This is a genomic window from Streptomyces sp. NPDC004610 (genome assembly GCF_040609715.1).
Classification (GTDB): Bacteria; Actinomycetota; Actinomycetes; order Streptomycetales; family Streptomycetaceae; genus Streptomyces.
Genome location: NZ_JBEXLA010000001.1, coordinates 227425 through 243204 on the forward strand (window position 1 = coordinate 227425; position 15780 = coordinate 243204).

The 15780-nt window shown below is 73.3% G+C and carries 17 protein-coding genes; 7 read left to right on the plus strand and 10 right to left on the minus strand.

Translation table 11 applies throughout. From position 1 onward, the window contains the following. Positions 1-5: 5 nt before the first annotated feature. The 4 genes from ABZX40_RS00985 to argC form a co-directional block, all read right to left on the minus strand. Complete coding sequence (locus ABZX40_RS00985; RefSeq protein ID WP_355732892.1) at positions 6-1205, minus strand: acetylornithine transaminase; 1200 nt, start codon at positions 1203-1205, stop codon at positions 6-8. Beyond that, positions 1202-2110 (minus strand): acetylglutamate kinase, encoded by a 909-nt coding sequence (gene argB, locus ABZX40_RS00990; RefSeq protein WP_355732889.1) that lies wholly within the window; start codon positions 2108-2110, stop codon positions 1202-1204. The genes ABZX40_RS00985 and argB overlap by 4 nt, the downstream gene beginning before the upstream one ends. After that, the gene (argJ, locus tag ABZX40_RS00995; protein WP_355732887.1) at positions 2107-3258 is read right to left on the minus strand and encodes a bifunctional glutamate N-acetyltransferase/amino-acid acetyltransferase ArgJ; all 1152 of its coding nucleotides are present in this window, start codon (positions 3256-3258) and stop codon (positions 2107-2109) included. Before argJ ends, argB begins: the two co-directional genes overlap by 4 nt. An 88-nt stretch (positions 3259-3346) precedes the next feature. Then, the gene (argC, locus tag ABZX40_RS01000) at positions 3347-4375 is read right to left on the minus strand and encodes an N-acetyl-gamma-glutamyl-phosphate reductase (protein WP_355732884.1); all 1029 of its coding nucleotides are present in this window, start codon (positions 4373-4375) and stop codon (positions 3347-3349) included. A gap of 216 nt (positions 4376-4591) precedes the next feature. Here argC and ABZX40_RS01005 point away from each other — a divergent pair, with 216 nt between their 5' ends. The 4 genes from ABZX40_RS01005 to ABZX40_RS01020 all read left to right on the plus strand — a co-directional run bounded on the left by ABZX40_RS01005 (position 4592) and on the right by ABZX40_RS01020 (position 6651). Further along, complete coding sequence (locus ABZX40_RS01005) at positions 4592-5293, plus strand: SMI1/KNR4 family protein (RefSeq protein ID WP_355732881.1); 702 nt, start codon at positions 4592-4594, stop codon at positions 5291-5293. A 41-nt stretch (positions 5294-5334) separates the two neighbouring features. Beyond that, positions 5335-5712 (plus strand): SRPBCC domain-containing protein, encoded by a 378-nt coding sequence (locus tag ABZX40_RS01010; protein WP_355732878.1) that lies wholly within the window; start codon positions 5335-5337, stop codon positions 5710-5712. Positions 5713-5797: 85 nt separating this feature from the next. Next, positions 5798-6172, plus strand: a complete 375-nt coding sequence (locus tag ABZX40_RS01015; protein WP_355732876.1) for a DUF1801 domain-containing protein — start codon at positions 5798-5800, stop codon at positions 6170-6172. Between the two features lie 17 nt (positions 6173-6189). Further along, complete coding sequence (locus tag ABZX40_RS01020; RefSeq protein WP_355732874.1) at positions 6190-6651, plus strand: DUF6314 family protein; 462 nt, start codon at positions 6190-6192, stop codon at positions 6649-6651. Here ABZX40_RS01020 and ABZX40_RS01025 read toward each other — a convergent pair. From ABZX40_RS01025 to ABZX40_RS01035, 3 genes are all read right to left on the minus strand, one after another. Then, positions 6648-7241: a histidine phosphatase family protein gene (locus ABZX40_RS01025; protein WP_355732872.1), complete on the minus strand. Its 594-nt coding sequence runs from the start codon at positions 7239-7241 to the stop codon at positions 6648-6650. The genes ABZX40_RS01020 and ABZX40_RS01025 overlap by 4 nt on opposite strands. Positions 7242-7460: 219 nt before the next feature. Further along, on the minus strand, positions 7461-7904 hold the full coding sequence (locus ABZX40_RS01030) for a GNAT family N-acetyltransferase (protein ID WP_355732869.1): 444 nt from the start codon (positions 7902-7904) through the stop codon (positions 7461-7463). A 10-nt stretch (positions 7905-7914) separates the two neighbouring features. After that, positions 7915-9396 (minus strand): PLP-dependent aminotransferase family protein, encoded by a 1482-nt coding sequence (locus ABZX40_RS01035; RefSeq protein ID WP_355732866.1) that lies wholly within the window; start codon positions 9394-9396, stop codon positions 7915-7917. Here ABZX40_RS01035 and ABZX40_RS01040 point away from each other — a divergent pair. Together ABZX40_RS01040 and ABZX40_RS01045 are read left to right on the plus strand one after the other, a co-directional pair. Continuing rightward, positions 9395-10309, plus strand: coding sequence for a DMT family transporter (locus tag ABZX40_RS01040; protein WP_355732864.1), 915 nt, complete (start codon positions 9395-9397; stop codon positions 10307-10309). The genes ABZX40_RS01035 and ABZX40_RS01040 overlap by 2 nt on opposite strands. Before the next feature lie 155 nt (positions 10310-10464). Beyond that, positions 10465-10665, plus strand: coding sequence for a DUF1918 domain-containing protein (locus ABZX40_RS01045; RefSeq protein ID WP_355732862.1), 201 nt, complete (start codon positions 10465-10467; stop codon positions 10663-10665). A gap of 636 nt (positions 10666-11301) precedes the next feature. Here the strand turns inward: ABZX40_RS01045 and ABZX40_RS01050 are convergent. Continuing rightward, positions 11302-12540 carry a family 10 glycosylhydrolase gene (locus ABZX40_RS01050; RefSeq protein WP_355732859.1) on the minus strand — a complete coding sequence of 413 codons (1239 nt, stop codon included), beginning with the start codon at positions 12538-12540 and terminating at the stop codon, positions 11302-11304. A gap of 197 nt (positions 12541-12737) precedes the next feature. Between ABZX40_RS01050 and ABZX40_RS01055 the strand changes: the two genes are divergently transcribed. Beyond that, a complete protein-coding gene (locus ABZX40_RS01055; RefSeq protein ID WP_355732856.1) occupies positions 12738-13598 on the plus strand; it encodes a 3-hydroxybutyryl-CoA dehydrogenase in 861 nt (286 codons plus the stop codon). A gap of 117 nt (positions 13599-13715) precedes the next feature. On the opposite strand, the gene ABZX40_RS01060 is transcribed toward ABZX40_RS01055, so the two are convergent. After that, complete coding sequence (locus tag ABZX40_RS01060; protein WP_355732854.1) at positions 13716-14261, minus strand: NUDIX domain-containing protein; 546 nt, start codon at positions 14259-14261, stop codon at positions 13716-13718. Positions 14262-14427: 166 nt separating this feature from the next. Beyond that, positions 14428-15768, minus strand: coding sequence for a transcriptional regulator (locus ABZX40_RS01065; protein WP_355732853.1), 1341 nt, complete (start codon positions 15766-15768; stop codon positions 14428-14430). Positions 15769-15780: the final 12 nt, after the last annotated feature.

Sequence of the window (15780 nt, forward strand, 5' to 3'; positions counted from 1 at the left end):
CCGGTTCATTCGCCGGATCGTCCGTCCCCGCTCGCCGCGTCGAGGACACCCGGCAGGGCCCGCAGCAGCGCCGCCACCTCGTCGTCGCCGAGATTCAGCGGCGGCATCAGCCGTACGACATCGGGGGCGGGCGCGTTGACCAGGAAGCCGGCGTCCTGGGCCGCCTGCTGCACCCGCGGTGCGAGCGGCTCCGTGAGCACGATACCCAGCAGCAGCCCCGCACCCCGGACATGCGCGACCAGCGGATGTCCGAGCGCCTCGATCCCGTCCCGCAGACTCCCGCTCTGCCGCTTGACGTTGTCCAGCAGCCCCTCGTTCGCGATGGTGTCGAGCACGGCGAGCCCGGCGGCGCAGGCCACGGGGTTGCCCCCAAACGTCGTCCCGTGCTGGCCGGGCTGGAGGAGGTCCGCGGCGCGGCCGAAGGCGACCGTCGCGCCCAGCGGCAGCCCGCCGCCGAGCCCCTTGGCGAGGGTGACGACATCGGGCAGCACCCCCTCGTGGGCCTGGTACTCGAACCAGTGCCCGGTGCGGCCGATCCCGGTCTGCACCTCGTCCAGCACCAGCAGGCTGCCGGTCGCGGCGGTGATCGCGCGGGCGGCCTTGAGATAGCCGGGCGGCGGGACGACGACGCCGTTCTCACCCTGGACCGGCTCGATGATGACGAGCGCGGTGTCCTCGGTGACGGCGGCGGCCAGCGCCTGCGGGTCGCCGTAGGGGACATGGGTGACATCGCCGGGCAGCGGGCGGAAGGGGGCCTGCTTGGCGGGCTGGCCGGTGAGGGCGAGGGCGCCCATGGTGCGGCCGTGGAAGCCGCCGTCGGTGGCGACCATATGGCCCCGCCCGGTGAGCCGCCCGATCTTGAAGGCGCCCTCGTTGGCCTCGGCGCCGGAGTTGCAGAAGAAGACCTTGCCGTCCCGGCCGAACAGCTGGAGCAGCCGTTCGGCGAGCGCGATGGGCGGTTCGGCGACGAACAGGTTGGAGACATGCCCGAGGGACGCGATCTGCCGGCTCACCGCCTCCACCACGGCCGGGTGGGCGTGGCCGAGCGCGTTGACCGCGATGCCGCCGACGAAGTCGGTGTACCGGGTGCCGTCGGCGTCCCAGAGCTTCGCGCCCTCGCCGCGGACCAGGGGCAGCCGCGGGGTGCCGTAGTTGTTCATGAGCGAGCCCTGCCAGCGCTGGGTCAGCTCGTCGTTGGCGGTCATGCGGTATCCCCCTGCGGCTCGTCGGGCACGACCATCGTGCCGATGCCCTCGTCGGTGAAGATCTCCAGCAGGATCGAGTGCTGGACCCGGCCGTCGATGACCCGGGCGGTGGTCACCCCGTTACGGACGGCGTGCAGACAGCCCTCCATCTTGGGCACCATCCCGGCGGACAGCTCCGGCAGCAGCTTCTCCAGCTGGCGCGCGGTGAGCCGGCTGATCACCTCGTCGCTGTGCGGCCAGTCCTCGTAGAGGCCCTCGACGTCCGTGAGGACCATGAGGGTCTCGGCGCCCAGCGCCGCGGCGAGTGCCGCAGCCGCCGTATCGGCGTTGACGTTGTAGACATGGCCGTCGTCCTGGCTGCGGGCGATGGAGGAGACCACCGGGATCCGGCCGTCGGCGAGCAGGGCCTCGATGGCGCCGGTGTCGATGCCGGTGATCTCGCCGACCCGCCCGATGTCGACGAGTTCGCCGTCGACCCGGGGCCGGTGCTTGACGGCGGTCATGGTGTGGGCGTCCTCGCCGGTGATCCCGACGGCCAGCGGTCCGTGCTGGTTGAGCAGCCCGACCAGCTCCCGCTGCACCTGCCCGGCGAGCACCATCCGGACGACGTCCATGGCGTCCTCGGTGGTGACCCGGAGGCCGGCCTTGAACTCGCTGACGATGCCGTGCCGGTCGAGGGCGGCGCTGATCTGCGGGCCGCCGCCGTGCACGACGACCGGCTTGAGCCCGGCGTGCCGCAGGAAGGCGACGTCCTGGGCGAAGGCGGCCTTCAGTTCCTCGTTCACCATGGCGTTGCCGCCGAACTTGATGACGACGGTCTTCCCGTGGTGCCGGGTGAGCCAGGGCAGGGCCTCGACGAGGATCTGCGCCTTGGGCAGCGCGGTGTGCTTACGGGTGGCGGTCATGACGAGTACGCGCTGTTCTCGTGGACGTAGTCGGCGGTGAGGTCGTTGGTCCAGATGGTGGCGGTGTCGGTGCCGGCGGCCAGATCGGCGACGATGTGCACCTCGCGGAAGCGCATGTCGACCTGGTCGCGGTCCTCACCCACCCCGCCGTCCCTGCACACCCACACGCCGTTGATGGCGACGCTCAGCCGGTCGGGCTCGAAGGCGGCGGAGGTGGTGCCGATGGCGGAGAGCACCCGGCCCCAGTTGGGGTCCTCGCCATGGATCGCGCACTTGAGGAGGTTGTTGCGGGCGATGGAGCGGCCCACCTCGACAGCGTCGTCCTCGCTTGCCGCGTTCACGACCTCGATCCTGATGTCCTTGCTGGCACCCTCGGCGTCCCGGATGAGCTGCTGCCCGAGGTCGTCGCAGACGGCGCGGACGGCCTCGGCGAACTCGGCGTGGTCCGGGACGGTCCCGGAGGCGCCGGAGGCGAGCAGCAGCACGGTGTCGTTGGTGGACATGCAGCCGTCGGAGTCGACCCGGTCGAAGGTGGTCCGGGTTGCCGCGCGCAGCGCCTCGTCCAGGACGGGGCTGTCGAGGTCGGCGTCGGTGGTGAGGACGACCAGCATGGTGGCGAGGCCGGGCGCGAGCATCCCGGCGCCCTTGGCCATCCCGCCGACGGTCCAGCCGTCCCCGGTGACGACCGACGTCTTGTGCACGGTGTCGGTGGTCTTGATGGCGATGGCGGCCTTCTCCCCGCCGTGCCCGGACAGCTCCGCCGCGGCGGTCTCGACGCCGGTCAGCAGCTTGTCCATGGGCAGGAGCACACCGATCAGCCCGGTGGAGCAGACGGCGATCTCGGCCGCGCTGTGCCCGAGCACCTCGGCGGCCTTCTCGGCGGTGGCGTGGGTGTCCTGGAAGCCCTTCGGGCCGGTACAGGCGTTGGCGCCGCCGGAGTTGAGGACCACGGCACTGACCGTGCCGCCCTTGAGGACCTGCTCCGACCAGAGCACCGGCGCGGCCTTCACCCGGTTGGAGGTGAAGACGCCCGCGGCACAGCGGCGGGGGCCGGTGTTGACCACGAGGGCCAGGTCCGGGTTGCCGCTCTCCTTGATCCCGGCGGTGATGCCCGCCGCCGTGAATCCCTGTGCTGCCGTGACACTCACTGCGTCTCCTCGTGCGCCGCTCCGGCCGTGCGGGGCCGGGGTGCGGCTTTCGTCGTGGTCCGCGGCCCGGTGGCCACGCCCGGGTGGCTCACGGTGCGACTCCGATGGTGGACAGACCCGTGGTCTCGTCGAGTCCGAGGGCGAGGTTCATGCTCTGCACGGCGCCGCCCGCGGTGCCCTTGGTCAGGTTGTCGATGGCGCTGATCGCGATGATGCGTCCGACGGCCGCGTCATACGCGACCTGCACCTGAACGGCGTTGGAACCCTGTACGGACGCGGTGGCGGGCCACTGGCCCTCGGGCAGCAGCCGGACGAACGGCTCGTCGGCGAACGCCTTCTCGTAGGCGGCCCGCACGCTCTCCCCGGTGACCCCCTCCCGCGCCTTGACATTGCAGGTGGCGAGGATGCCGCGGGGCATCGGCGCGAGGGTCGGGGTGAAGGAGACGGCGATCCGCTCCCCGGCGACCGCGCTGAGGTTCTGGGTCATCTCGGGGGTGTGCCGATGGCCGCCGCCGACGCCGTACGGCGTCATGGAGCCCATCACCTCGGAGCCGAGGAGATGCGGCTTGGGCGCCTTGCCCGCCCCGGAGGTGCCGGAGGCGGCGACGACCACGGCCTCGGGCCCGGCCAGCCCGGCGGCGTAGGCCGGGAACAGGGCGAGCGAGACGGCCGTGGGGTAGCAACCGGGCACCGCGATGCGCTTGGACCCCTCCAGCGCGGCGCGGGCGCCCGGCAGTTCGGGAAGCCCGTAGGGCCAGGTCCCGGCGTGCGCGGAACCGTAGAAGGTCTCCCAGTCGGCGGCGTCCCGCAGCCGGAAGTCGGCGCCCATGTCGATCACCAGGACATCGGGGCCGAGCCGCTCGGCGACGGCGGCGGACTGGCCGTGCGGCAGCGCGAGGAAGACCACGTCGTGCCCGGCGAGCGCCTCGGGCGTGGTCTCCACGAGTATCCGGTCGGCCAGGGGCGCCAGATGCGGCTGGACCGCGCCGAGCCGCTGCCCGGCGTTGGAGTGGGCGGTCAGCGTGCCTGTCTCGACCTCGGGGTGGGCCAGGAGCAGCCGCAGCAGCTCCCCGCCCGCATATCCACTCGCCCCGGCCACCGCCGCACGTACCGTCATGGAACCCTCCTCTGGGATGGCATGACTATACGCAGGTCTGCACGTTTATGCAATCGGTGCGATCGCGCCCCGGGGCCACCGCGGACCACCCCGGGCTGCTCCGCATCACCCCGCATCACCCCGGATTACTGTCCACCGCGAGGCCCGGCCACTCCGCGACCTGCATCACTGCGGACAGGCACCCCGTTGTCAGTGCCCCCGACTACCTTCGCTCCCATGAGCGATCAGCTGTGGGTGGGGATCCGGGACCGGGTCGAGGCGCTGCGGGACCGGCCCGGGAGCGGGACGGTGTTCGGCATGCAGGGGCACGGATGGGTACTGGACGGGACACTGAGCGCGGCCGAGCTGGCGGAGCTGGAGTCCTGGCTCGGGGTGCGGCTGCCGGAGGAGTACCGGGGCTTTCTGCGGGAGGTCGGCGCGGGCGGGGCCGGGCCCTCGTACGGGGTGTTTCCGGTGCGCCGGGAGGAGGGGCGGTGGGCCTGGGACGGGGACGGGGGCGATCTCACCGAGACCGCGCGGCTCGCCGAGCCGTTCCCGGGGCGCGTGCATGCCCCGGAGGTGCTGGAGAGACTCGCCGCCTCCCGGCCCGAGGAGGAGGACTTCACCATCGACGGCGAGTTCGCCGAGGACGCCTTCGACGACGCCATGGAGACCTGGGAGGAGCGCCGGAGCGACGTGATGTTCGCCGTGGAGCGCACGGTGGGCGCGGTGGCGCTGTGCCATCGCGGCTGCGCGCTGCGCCAGTGGCTGGTGGTCTCCGGCCCGCACCGGGGCACGATGTGGGCCGACGACCGGGCCGACGAGGCCGACCTCGAACCCCTCCTCGACGCGACCGGCGCCCCGCTGACCTTCGCCCGCTGGTACCTGGACTGGCTGGAGGAGTCCGAGCGCGCGGTCGCCGCCGCTCCGGTGGCCTGAGGGCGGGCGGGGCTGTCAGTGGCGGTTGCTACGGTCGCCGTATGCGCATCAGCGAGGAGACGGTGGTCCCGGCCGGTCCGGAGGAGACCTGGCGGCTGGTGACCGAGGGCCCCGAGGTCGAGCGGTGGTACGCGTTCGGGGGCGCGGAGATCGATCCGGTCCCCGGCGGCGCGATCCGGCTGAGCTGGGACGAGCACGGTGTCTTTCCGGCGCGGGTGGAGGCGGTCGAGCCGGGCCGGCGTTTCGCCTTCCGCTGGCTGCCGGAGCCGGGCGACCTGGTCGAGATCACCCTGACCCCGGCGGCGGACGGCACGCTGGTGCGGATCACCGAGTCCGGCGCCCTGGAGGACGCGGACACCTCCGCCCAGGCATGGCGCAACGCGCTGGCGCTGCTGAGCGCACTGGCGCGCGGGGAGTGAGCGACGGCCCCGCGTGATCGGGGAGTGACCGGCGCCCCGCCCACCAAGGGGTGAGCCCGCGCGGGCCCCGCAGTACGCTCACCGCATGGTGCGGAGCACGGCGGAGACGGTGGACGCCTATCTGGACGGGCTGGACGAGGCGCGGGACGACCGGCGCGCGGCGCTGACCCGGCTGCGGGCGCTGTGCCGCGCCGAGCTGACCGGGTTCCGCGAGGTGATGGCGTACGGCATGCCCGCCTATGAGCGGGACGGGGTCGCCGAGATCGCGTTCGCGGCGCAGCGGCAGTACCTCTCCCTCTATCTGATGCGGCCCGATGTACGGGACGCCTTCGCGGAGCGGCTCGCCGGGCAGGACATGGGCAAGGGCTGTCTGCGGTTCCGCAGACCCGAGCGGATCGACTACGACCTCGTACGGGATCTGCTGAGGGCGACGGCGGCGGCGCCGGGGCCCGTCTGCTGACCGGGCCGGTGGCGACCATGGGCGACGACGGGTTGTGGGCGGTGCCGGACGTCCTGGCCTATCTGGCCGGGCGCTGGCGGGTGGAGCGGACCGTGCGCGATCTCGGCGGCGACGGCGAGGGCCGGTTCACCGGGTCGACGGTCTTCGAGGCGGCCGGGGACGGCGAGGGGCTGCTGCACCGGGAGTCGGGGACGTTCGTCTGGCAGGGCGTGGCCCGCCCGGCGGAGCGGACCCTGCGATTCCGGCCGGGGGCGGCGCCGGGCACGGCCGAGGTGCGGTTCGCGGACGGCCGTCCCTTCCACGACCTCGATCTGACCTCCGGACGGCATGTCGCCGACCACCCCTGCGCGGCCGATCTGTACCGGGGCGAGTTCACCGTCACCGGCGCCGACCACTGGCGCACGGTGTGGCGGGTCGGCGGCCCGGCGAAGGATCTGCTGCTGGTCACGGAGTACACCCGGGAGGGCGGCCCGCGCTAGAGACCCGGCCAGGAGGGCGGGGCTCCGTCGAAGCGGAGGTTCCAGCGGCCCCGGTGGCCGGTGACCGTGGTGGTCGACAGGGGCCGGACGTCGAGGTTCCAGTAGGTCGCCGGTGGGGCCTTGAGGGTGTAGACCAGGGCCGCGCGGATCACCGAGGGCTCGGCGACGGCGACGACATGGACGCCGTCCTCGACCGGGCGGGTCTCCAGCCAGCCGCCGACCCGGCTGATGAAGGAGACCATCGACTCGCCGCCGTGCGGGGTGCCGCGCGGGTCGGACAGCCAGGCGTCGACCGCCCCGGGCTCGCGGGCCATGGCCTCGCCGAGCGTCAGCCCGCGCCAGCGGCCCATGTCGCAGTCGCGCAGGGCGGGCTGGACGAGCGGGGCGTAGCCGAGGGCGTCGCCGGTGGCCCGGCTGCGCGGGGTCGGCGAGCAGTAGCGCAGCTCGGCGGCGGCGAGCGGCACGAGTTCAGGGGCGAGGCGCTGCACCTCGGCCCAGCCTGCCCGGTCCAGCGGCCGGTCGTCCTCGAAGGTCTCGGCGAGCAGCGGGGAGCTGCGGGCGGCGGCGACGAAGGTGACCCGGATGGCCATGCGGGGATGGTGTGCCCGGAGTGTGCCCAGGTCAAGGGGCGACAGCCGGTGAGCTACGGTCGGTGCGCAAGGGTTTACCGGATGGTAAGAATCAGCCGGGCATATGCCGTGAAACGCCGGACGCGACCTGCGGGACCCTCCGGGACCTCCGCGGGATCTCCTGCGGGATCTCCTGCGGGGTCCCTCCGGGGCCTCTGCGGAATCTCTGCGGGGAGGGCTTTACTCCCCCGGCATCAGTGCCATCCACCGCTCCGGCTGCTCCAGCCCCCTGAACCCCAGCTTCTCGTACACCCCGTGGGCGTCGTGCGTGGCGAGCATCACCCGGCGCAGTCCGTACGGCAGCAGGGTGTCCCGGACGGCGGCGACGAAGGCCGTGCCGATGCCCTTGCCGCGGACCGAGGGGTCCACATACACATCGCACAGCCAGGCGAAGGTGGCCCGGTCGGTGACCACCCGGGCGTAGGCCACCTGATCGCCGCGGGCGCGGTCGTACACCCCGTAGTTGAGGGATCCGGCGATGGCCCGGTCCTGCGTGTCGCGGGGGCGGCCGAGGGCCCAGTAGGCGTCGGTGGAGAGCCAGAGGTGCACCCGGGCGGCGTCGATCCGGCCGGGGTCGGCGGAGAACTCGTAACCAGGGGCGAGTTCGGGGAGGGGGTCGGTCATGGCGGGATCCTCACAGCCCGGCCGGGGTCTGTCGAACGGTTTCGGCGGGTCCCGGCGGGCCGAGCACCTCGTCGCAGGCGGTGCGCAGCCGCCGCAGCCCTTCGGCGATCTCATCGGTGGAGGCGACCGCGGCGAAGCTCAGCCGGATGTGGGCGGCGGGCGGTTCGGCGCTGAAGTAGGGGCGGCCGGGGGTGAAGGCGACACCGGCGCGCAGGGCGGCGCCCTGCAACCGGGACTCGTCGGTGCCCTCCGGCAGCCGCAGCCAGAGGTGGTAGCCGCCGGAGGGGATGTGCGGGAGGGCGAGACGGGGCAGCCGCAGCCGCAGTCCGGCGGTCATGGCGTCGCGGCGGGCCCGCAGTTCGGCGGAGAGGCGGCGCAGATGGCGGGCCCAGGCGGGCGAGCCGACGAGTTCGAGCGCGGCCTCCTGGAGGGGGCGGGGCACGAAGAAGGTGTCGACGACCTGGATGGCGCGCAGCCGCTCCAGCACCGGACCGCGTGCGGCGAGGGCGCCGACCCGCAGGCTCGGCGAGGCCGCCTTGGTCAGCGAGGAGACATGGACCACGACCCCGTCCGCGTCGTCCGCGGCCAGCGGTCGCGGCAGCGGCCCGGAGTCCTCGTGCACCAGACGCCGTACGAAGTCGTCCTCCACGACGAAGGCACCGGCCTCGCGGGCGATGCGGAGCACCTCGGGGCGGCGGTCGGCGGCGAGGACCGAGCCGGTGGGGTTCTGGAACAGCGGCTGGCAGACGAACACCCGGGCGCCGGTGGCGCGGAAGGCGTCGGCGAGCAGTCCGGGGCGGACGCCGTCGGCGTCGACGGGCACCGGGACCGGGCGCAGTCCGGCGGCGCGGGCGATGGCCAGCATGCCGGGGTAGGTGGGCGACTCCACGAGAACGGGGGCGCCGGGCGGGGCGAGCGCCCGCAGCGCGGTGGTCAGCGCGGACTGGCCGCCCGCGGAGATCAGTACGTCGGCGGCGGTGACGGTGTCGCCGATGCCCCGGGCGAACCACTCGCGCAGTTCGGGCAGTCCGTCCAGCGGGGGCCTGCCCCAGGCGCCGGGGCGGCGGCCCGCCCGGGAGAGCGCGGCGGCCATGGCCTGCTCGGGCTGGAGCGAGGGATGCGGATAGCCGCCGTTGAACTCGATCACCCCGGGCGGCGGCGCGGCCAGGCAGACCGTGACCCCGGACGCGTCGACCGTGCGGGGGACGAGGTCGGCGGCGCCGTCGGCGCTGAGGGCGACCTCCTGCCAGGAGGTGTCGCCGGTCCGGGTGAGCGGGGTGCGTGGCCGGGCGCGGAAGGCACCGGCGCCGGGCCGGGTCACCACCAGGCCCTCGGCGGCGAGCTGGGCGAGGGCGCGGGTGACGGTCACCGGGCTCACCCGGAACCGCTCGACGAGCGCCCGACTGGACGGCAGCTTTCCACCGGGAGAGTAGCGGTTCAGCTCCCCTCGCAGCCGATTCGCCAGCTCATCCACACTGCTACTCTGATGCATGACAGCACAGGATAGCGCTATTGCCTCCAAGCCGGTAGCGGTGAGCAGTCCGGACCGGGCCGGTCTCGGCACCCTCCAGGCGGCCCTCGGTGTCACCGCCTTCTCCCTCACCTTCCCTGCCACCGCCTGGGGTCTGGAGGGGTTCGGGCCCTGGTCGCTGGTGGCGGTGCGCGGTGTGCTCGCGGCGGTCGTCGCGGGCGGCTGTCTGCTGGCCCTGCGGGTGCCCGTCCCGGACCGGGCGCACTGGCCGGGGCTGCTGGTGGTGGCCGGCGGGGTGGTGATCGGCTTCCCGCTGCTGACCACGCTCGCCCTGGAGACCTCCACCACCGCGCACGCCGCCGTGGTGGTGGGGCTGCTGCCGCTGACCACGGCGGCGCTGTCCGCGCTGCGGATGGGCCATCGGCCCTCGCGCACCTTCTGGGCGGCGGCCCTGGCGGGCGCGGGCGCGGTGCTGGCCTTCACCGTCCAGCAGAGCGGCGGGGCGCTGAGCGGGGCCGATCTGTATCTCTTCGGGGCGCTGCTGGTGTGCGCGGCCGGATACACCGAGGGGGGCAGGCTGGCGCGGGTGATGCCGGGGTGGCAGGTGATCGGCTGGGCGCTGGTGCTGTGCCTGCCGCTGGGGATACCGGCGGCGGCGGTCGCGCTGGCCCAGGAGCCGGTCCAGCTCACCGCGCACAGTGTGACCGGGCTGGTGTGGGTGGCGGTGGGCTCGCAGTTCCTGGGCCTGCTGGTCTGGTACCGGGGCATGGCGGCCATCGGCATCCCCCGGGCCAGCCAGTTGCAGCTCGCCCAGCCGCTGCTCACACTGGTGTGGTCGGTCCTGCTGCTCGGCGAACACCTGACCCCGGCGGCTCCGCTGACGGCCGCGGCGGTACTGATCTGCATCGCGGTCACCCAGCGGGCGCGGGCCTGACCGGGGTCCGCCGCGGTGGCCGGGCCCGGCGGGACGGGACCGACGGGACGGGACCGACGGGACGGGACCGACGGACGGACGGTCCGGCGAGAACCCCGGCCGTAGACTCGACAGCACGAACCGCTGCTCCCGCACCAGCGTGAGGAGGCCCCCAGATGCGTGCAACCGTGGGTGACCGGCTTGTCCAGCACGGCAGGGTGGTCGGCCAGATCGACAAGGTCGGCGAGATCGTCGAAGTACTGGGCCGGGGCGGTGAACCGCCGTATCGCGTCCGCTTCCAGGACGGCCACGAGGGCGTCTGCTCCCCGGGCCCCGACACCGAGATCCGGCACCGGGAGATGACCCCGGGCCGCTGAGCGGGACCCCGGCGCGGGCCCTGCCGCCGATCCGGACACTTCTGCGAACCCTGGCCGCTGATCCGGACACCTCCGCGAACCCCGGCCGCCGATCCGGACACCTCCGCGAACCCCGGGCACAGCGCCGGGCGCCCCTGTCGAGGGTTCCGGTCAGCGAGCCGGACGCCGATACCGAGAGCTCCGGCCTGCGACCCGGGTCCGCGCCACCCGCCTCCGGCAACCCATCAAGACCGGTCAAGCCTGCCCCGACCGCCGCACCAGGCACCCGTGCCGAAGACCCCGGCCGGATCGGACACGGGCCAACGCCGCACACCCCCGCCCCCGCCACCCGCCAGGCCAGTGGCCCCCCGTCCACCGAACCAGGCACCTATGCCCAATGCCCCGGCAAGCAAGCCGGACCAACGCCACCCAGCCGGGCCAACGCCACCCCGCAAGACCGCTCGCGCACCCCCCGACGACCAACCCCAACCCGCGCCGCACCCCCCGGCGAGTCAGACCCGCGCCCCACACCCCGCGGCCATCAGCCCAAACACCCGCCACACATCCCACCCGCCACCCCACCACCCCGCTAACCCCACCACCTCGCCACCCCGCCACCCCGTCACCCCACCACCCCCACGCCTCACACAACCCCGCTCATCGAGGCGGCACCGCCACCCGCCCATAGTGATCCGCCGTGACCCGCTTCATCGCGCCCACCGGATCCGTCCCCACCTCCTTCGCCGCGAAGAACACATGCCCCCGCACCTCGGGGTGTTTCGCGGCGAGGGTCAGATGGCGGGACAGCTCGGCGGGGTCCTGCCAGGCCGCCGCCTGCGCCGGGTCGCCCGCCCGGTACAGCGCCTCCCCCACGTACAGCCGCGTGCCGGTGCCCTTGGCGACCTCCGCCCACCAGGGCACCAGCTTGGCGTAGTCCGCCGCGGAGTTGCCGATGTGCCAGTACAGCTGGGGGCAGAGGTAGTCGACCCAGTTCTCCCGCACCCAGCGCCGGGTGTCGGCGTAGATGTCGTCGTAGGACTGCATGGCGCGGGTGTCCGAGCCGAGCGGGTCGGTGCCCGCGTTGCGCCACACGCCGAACGGGCTGATGCCGAACTCCGTGCCGGGCCGGGTGCGCCGGACCGCGGCGGCCATGTCCCGGACCAGCCGGTTGATGTTGTCCCGCCGCCAGTCGGCCCGGGTGGCGAAGGAGCCGCCGTGGGCGTCGTAGGCGGCGTCGTCGTCGAAGACCTGGCCGGCGACCGGGTAGGGGTAGAAGTAGTCGTCCCAGTGCACGGCGTCCACCGGATAGCGGGCGACCGCGTCGAGCATGGCCTCCTGCACGAAGGAGCGGACCTCCGGCAGCCCCGGGTTGTAGTACAGCTTGCCGCCGTAGGGGACCGTCCAGCCGGGGTTGCGGCGGGCCGGGTGCGAGGCGGTGAGCCTGGTGAGGTCGGTGTGCATGGCCACCCGCAGCGGATTGAACCAGGCGTGCAGTTCCAGCCCGCGCGCGTGCGCCTCGGTCACCGCCGTGCCCAGCGGGTCCCAGCCGGGATCCTTGCCCTGGGTGCCGGTCAGATACTGCGACCACGGCTCGTACGGCGACGGCCACAGCGCGTCGGCGCAGGGCCGCACCTGGAACATCACCGTGTTCAGCCCGGCCGCGACCGCCCGGTCCAGATGGGTGAGGAGTTCGGCGCGCTGCTGGGCGGCCGTCAGTCCGGTGCGGGAGGGCCAGTCGCGGTTGACGACCGTGGCCAGCCACACCCCCCGCATCTCCCCCACCCCACCGGTGTCGGTGTGCCACGGCCTGCTGCCGGGCACGGCCTGCGCCGCCCCCGTCGGCACCAGGGCCGACAGCGCGGCCAGCGCGAACGTCCGTCGGGACAGCCGTCCCATGGAACTCCCACCTCTCCGGTCCATCACCCTGCGGCTCGGCGCGAGCACGGGCCGCCTTCGGGGGTCAGGATGCCCGCACCCAGGCGATCGATCATCGCTACGTACGGGTAACGTGCACGAACGGAGCAGGGTGCCGAAACCGTCGGCCCAACCGCCGGACGGCGCGAAGCGACGACGAGGACGACGAAGGGGACGATGTGACCGACATCGAGCGGGTCGGAGTGGTCGGCTGTGGGCAGATGGGCGCGGGCATCGCCGAGGTGTGCGCCCGGTCCGGGCTGGAGGTGAAGGTGGCCGAGACCACCGGCGAGGCCCTGGAACTGGGCCGGACCCGGCTGCACAACTCCCTCACCAAGGCCGCCGAGCGCGGCAAGCTCACCGAGGAGGAGCGGGACGCCACCCTGGCCCGGCTGACCTTCACCACCGATCTGGGCGAGTTCGCCGACCGTGATCTGGTGATCGAGGCCGTGGTCGAGAACGAGCAGGTGAAGACGGAGATCTTCCAGGTCCTGGACCAGGTGGTGAGCCGTCCGGACGCGATCCTCGCCTCCAACACCTCCTCGATCCCGCTGGTCCGGCTCGCGGTGGCCACCTCCCGCCCCGACCAGGTGATCGGCATCCACTTCTTCAACCCGGCGCCGGTGCAGCAGCTGGTGGAGCTGATCCCGGCGCTGACCACCTCCGAGGGCACCCTCGGCCGGGCGCAGCTGTTCACCGAGAAGGTGCTCGGCAAGCACGCCATCCGCGCCCAGGACCGCTCCGGTTTCGTGGTCAACGCGCTGCTGATCCCGTATCTCCTCTCGGCGATCCGGATGTTCGAGTCCGGGATCGCCGGGCGGGAGGACATCGACAACGGCATGGAGCTGGGCTGCGCCCACCCGATGGGCCCGCTGAAGCTGGCCGACCTGATCGGTCTGGACACGGTGGCCTCGGTGGCCTCCTCGATGTACGACGAGTTTAAAGAGCCCCTCTACGCCGCTCCCCCGCTGCTCCAGCGGATGGTCGACGCGGGCCGCCTGGGCCGTAAGTCCGGGTCGGGCTTCTACAGCTACGGCTGACGCGGCGCGGGAAGCGACGGCCGCCCCCGGAAGCGGTGCCGGAATCCCGGAGGCCCCGGAGCCCGGCACCGCCGCACCGGTACCGGGCCCCTCACAGCTGCCCCGCCGCCGGAGGCCCTACGCCACCATGTCCTGCCCCAGCCGCAAGTGATGCAGTAACAGCAGCGCCGCCGCCATGTTCGCGGCCGGGACCTCGCCCCGGGCGACCAGATCGGGCACCACCTTGAGGGGGACCCACTCCCGGCGGTCCGACTCGAAGTCGTCCACCGGATGGCCGGTGTACTCGCCCGCGTCGGTCCAGTAGATGTGGTGGACGGCGTCGGTGAGCCCGTTGGACGGCTCGACGCTCATCAGATGCCGCAGGGGCCCCGGCCGCCAGCCCGTCTCCTCCTCCAGTTCCCGGGCGGCGGCAGCCGCGATGTCCTCGCCGTCCTCGACGACGCCCGCGGCCAGTTCCCACCCCCAGCTGTCGGTGATGAAGCGATGGCGCCACAGCAGCAGCACCTCATTGGCCTCATTGACCACCGTGGCCACGGCGACGGGCCGCAGCCGGATCAGGAAGTGATCGAGATGTCGGCCGTCCGGCAGCTCGACATCCGCAAGATTGACGCTGAACCAGCGATTTTCATACACAGTTTGTTCAGTCTGTTTTGTCCACTGCACGGTTCTGCCGCCTTCCGCTGAATTAGGGGCAATATCGCAGCAGCGGCGGTCCGGCAGCAGGCGCAGAAGGAGCGGCTCACGATGCAGCGACGGGCGCGCGGAATCCGGCCCCGTCGGCCGGAACGCCTCCGTCCGGCCGCCCCGCGCTCCCATGCACCGGCAAGCCCTAGAGGGGTACCCGCAGCGCCCCGTCGATCAGTTCGGCGGCGTCGGTGGTGCCCGTGGCGCCGCTGCGGATCAGATGCTCCCGCACCGCGCGCAGCCGGTCCCGGAGGCGGTGGGACTCCATGCCGCGCGCCTGCTCGGCCATCCGGATGGCCGTCACCACCGCCTTGTCGGCGTTGCCCTGGCGGAGTTCGATGGTGCTGAGCATGGCGAGCCGGTGCACCCGGCCGCGGTCGTGCGCCGGGTTGTCCACGGCGGCCGTGGCGTGCTCCCCGGCCGCCGTCAGCTCACCGAGGCTCAGCAGCGCCTCCGCCACCTGGACATTGACCAGGCCCGGCTGGACATATCCGGTCTCATCGGGCTCGTACGGCGGCCGGATGCGTTCGGCGGCCCGCTCCGCCCGCCGGATGCAGGACAGCGCCTCGCTGCCGTCGCCGAGATGGGCGTACGCCTTCGCCTGCATCGCGTACAGATCGGAGGCGAGGGCCGGGGTGATGTGCTTGCCGGCCGCCCGCAGCGCGGCCTCCGCGAAGGCGACGGCCTGCCGGTACTCCCGCATGAACAGCACCTGGTTGACCAGCAGCGCGATGACATAGGCGCCCAGGCCCCGGTCACCGCTCGCCTTCGCCAGCCGCAGCGCCTGATGGAAGTAGCGCTGGGCGAGGCCATGGGCGTCGGAGTCGTAGGCGCAGATCCCGGCGATGGCCACCAGCCCGCCCGTGGCGCGGTGCAGCTGACGGCCGGTGGCGTCGGTGTAGCTGCCGCGCAGCAGCGGTGCCGCCTCGGCGGTGAGGAAGCCGACGATCCGGCCCCGGGTCACGAGCCCGCCGGCCTTGCGGTAGAGCTGCTCGTAGTGGGTGCGGGCGGCCCGCAGCATGTCGAGGTCGGCCGGGGTGACCCGGTGCCGGCCGCCGCGTGAGACATCGGTGTCCTCGGGCGGGTTCTCCCACTCCCACACCGGCATCACCGCGGGCGTCCCGGTGACCGCGGGGGCGCCCAGGAGATGCGGGCGGCACTGCTGGTCGGAGCGCCACAGCGCGGTCGCCCGCTCCACGAACCCGGACAGCGAACCGGCGTGCGGGGAGGCGGGTTCGCCGGGCACCCCGAGGCCGATGTCGTCCAGGGTGACCGCCCGGCGCAGCCGGACCGCGAGCACCTCGCAGATCAGGTCGGGCACCTGGCCCCGGGGCCGCTGCCCCTTCAGCCAGCGCGCCACGGCCGTGTGCTCGTACCGCAGGGCCAGCCCCCGGGACCGCCCGGCCTGATTGACGTACGCGGCCAGTCCGGCGTGCGACATCCCGGCCTCGTCCAGGATCGCGTCCAGCAAAGTGTTGGGCTGCATGTCCCGTCCCCC

Coding starts and splice junctions, on each gene's coding strand:
- ABZX40_RS00985 (WP_355732892.1), bottom strand. CDS start 1,205: ATGACCGCCAACGACGAGCTGACCCAGCGCTGGCAGGGCTCGCTCATG.
- argB (WP_355732889.1), bottom strand. CDS start 2,110: ATGACCGCCACCCGTAAGCACACCGCGCTGCCCAAGGCGCAGATCCTC.
- argC (WP_355732884.1), bottom strand. CDS start 4,375: ATGACGGTACGTGCGGCGGTGGCCGGGGCGAGTGGATATGCGGGCGGG.
- ABZX40_RS01005 (WP_355732881.1), top strand. CDS start 4,592: ATGAGCGATCAGCTGTGGGTGGGGATCCGGGACCGGGTCGAGGCGCTG.
- ABZX40_RS01010 (WP_355732878.1), top strand. CDS start 5,335: ATGCGCATCAGCGAGGAGACGGTGGTCCCGGCCGGTCCGGAGGAGACC.
- ABZX40_RS01015 (WP_355732876.1), top strand. CDS start 5,798: ATGGTGCGGAGCACGGCGGAGACGGTGGACGCCTATCTGGACGGGCTG.
- ABZX40_RS01020 (WP_355732874.1), top strand. CDS start 6,190: ATGGGCGACGACGGGTTGTGGGCGGTGCCGGACGTCCTGGCCTATCTG.
- ABZX40_RS01025 (WP_355732872.1), bottom strand. CDS start 7,241: ATGGCCATCCGGGTCACCTTCGTCGCCGCCGCCCGCAGCTCCCCGCTG.
- ABZX40_RS01030 (WP_355732869.1), bottom strand. CDS start 7,904: ATGACCGACCCCCTCCCCGAACTCGCCCCTGGTTACGAGTTCTCCGCC.
- ABZX40_RS01040 (WP_355732864.1), top strand. CDS start 9,395: ATGACAGCACAGGATAGCGCTATTGCCTCCAAGCCGGTAGCGGTGAGC.
- ABZX40_RS01035 (WP_355732866.1), bottom strand. CDS start 9,396: ATGCATCAGAGTAGCAGTGTGGATGAGCTGGCGAATCGGCTGCGAGGG.
- ABZX40_RS01045 (WP_355732862.1), top strand. CDS start 10,465: ATGCGTGCAACCGTGGGTGACCGGCTTGTCCAGCACGGCAGGGTGGTC.
- ABZX40_RS01050 (WP_355732859.1), bottom strand. CDS start 12,540: ATGGGACGGCTGTCCCGACGGACGTTCGCGCTGGCCGCGCTGTCGGCC.
- ABZX40_RS01065 (WP_355732853.1), bottom strand. CDS start 15,768: ATGCAGCCCAACACTTTGCTGGACGCGATCCTGGACGAGGCCGGGATG.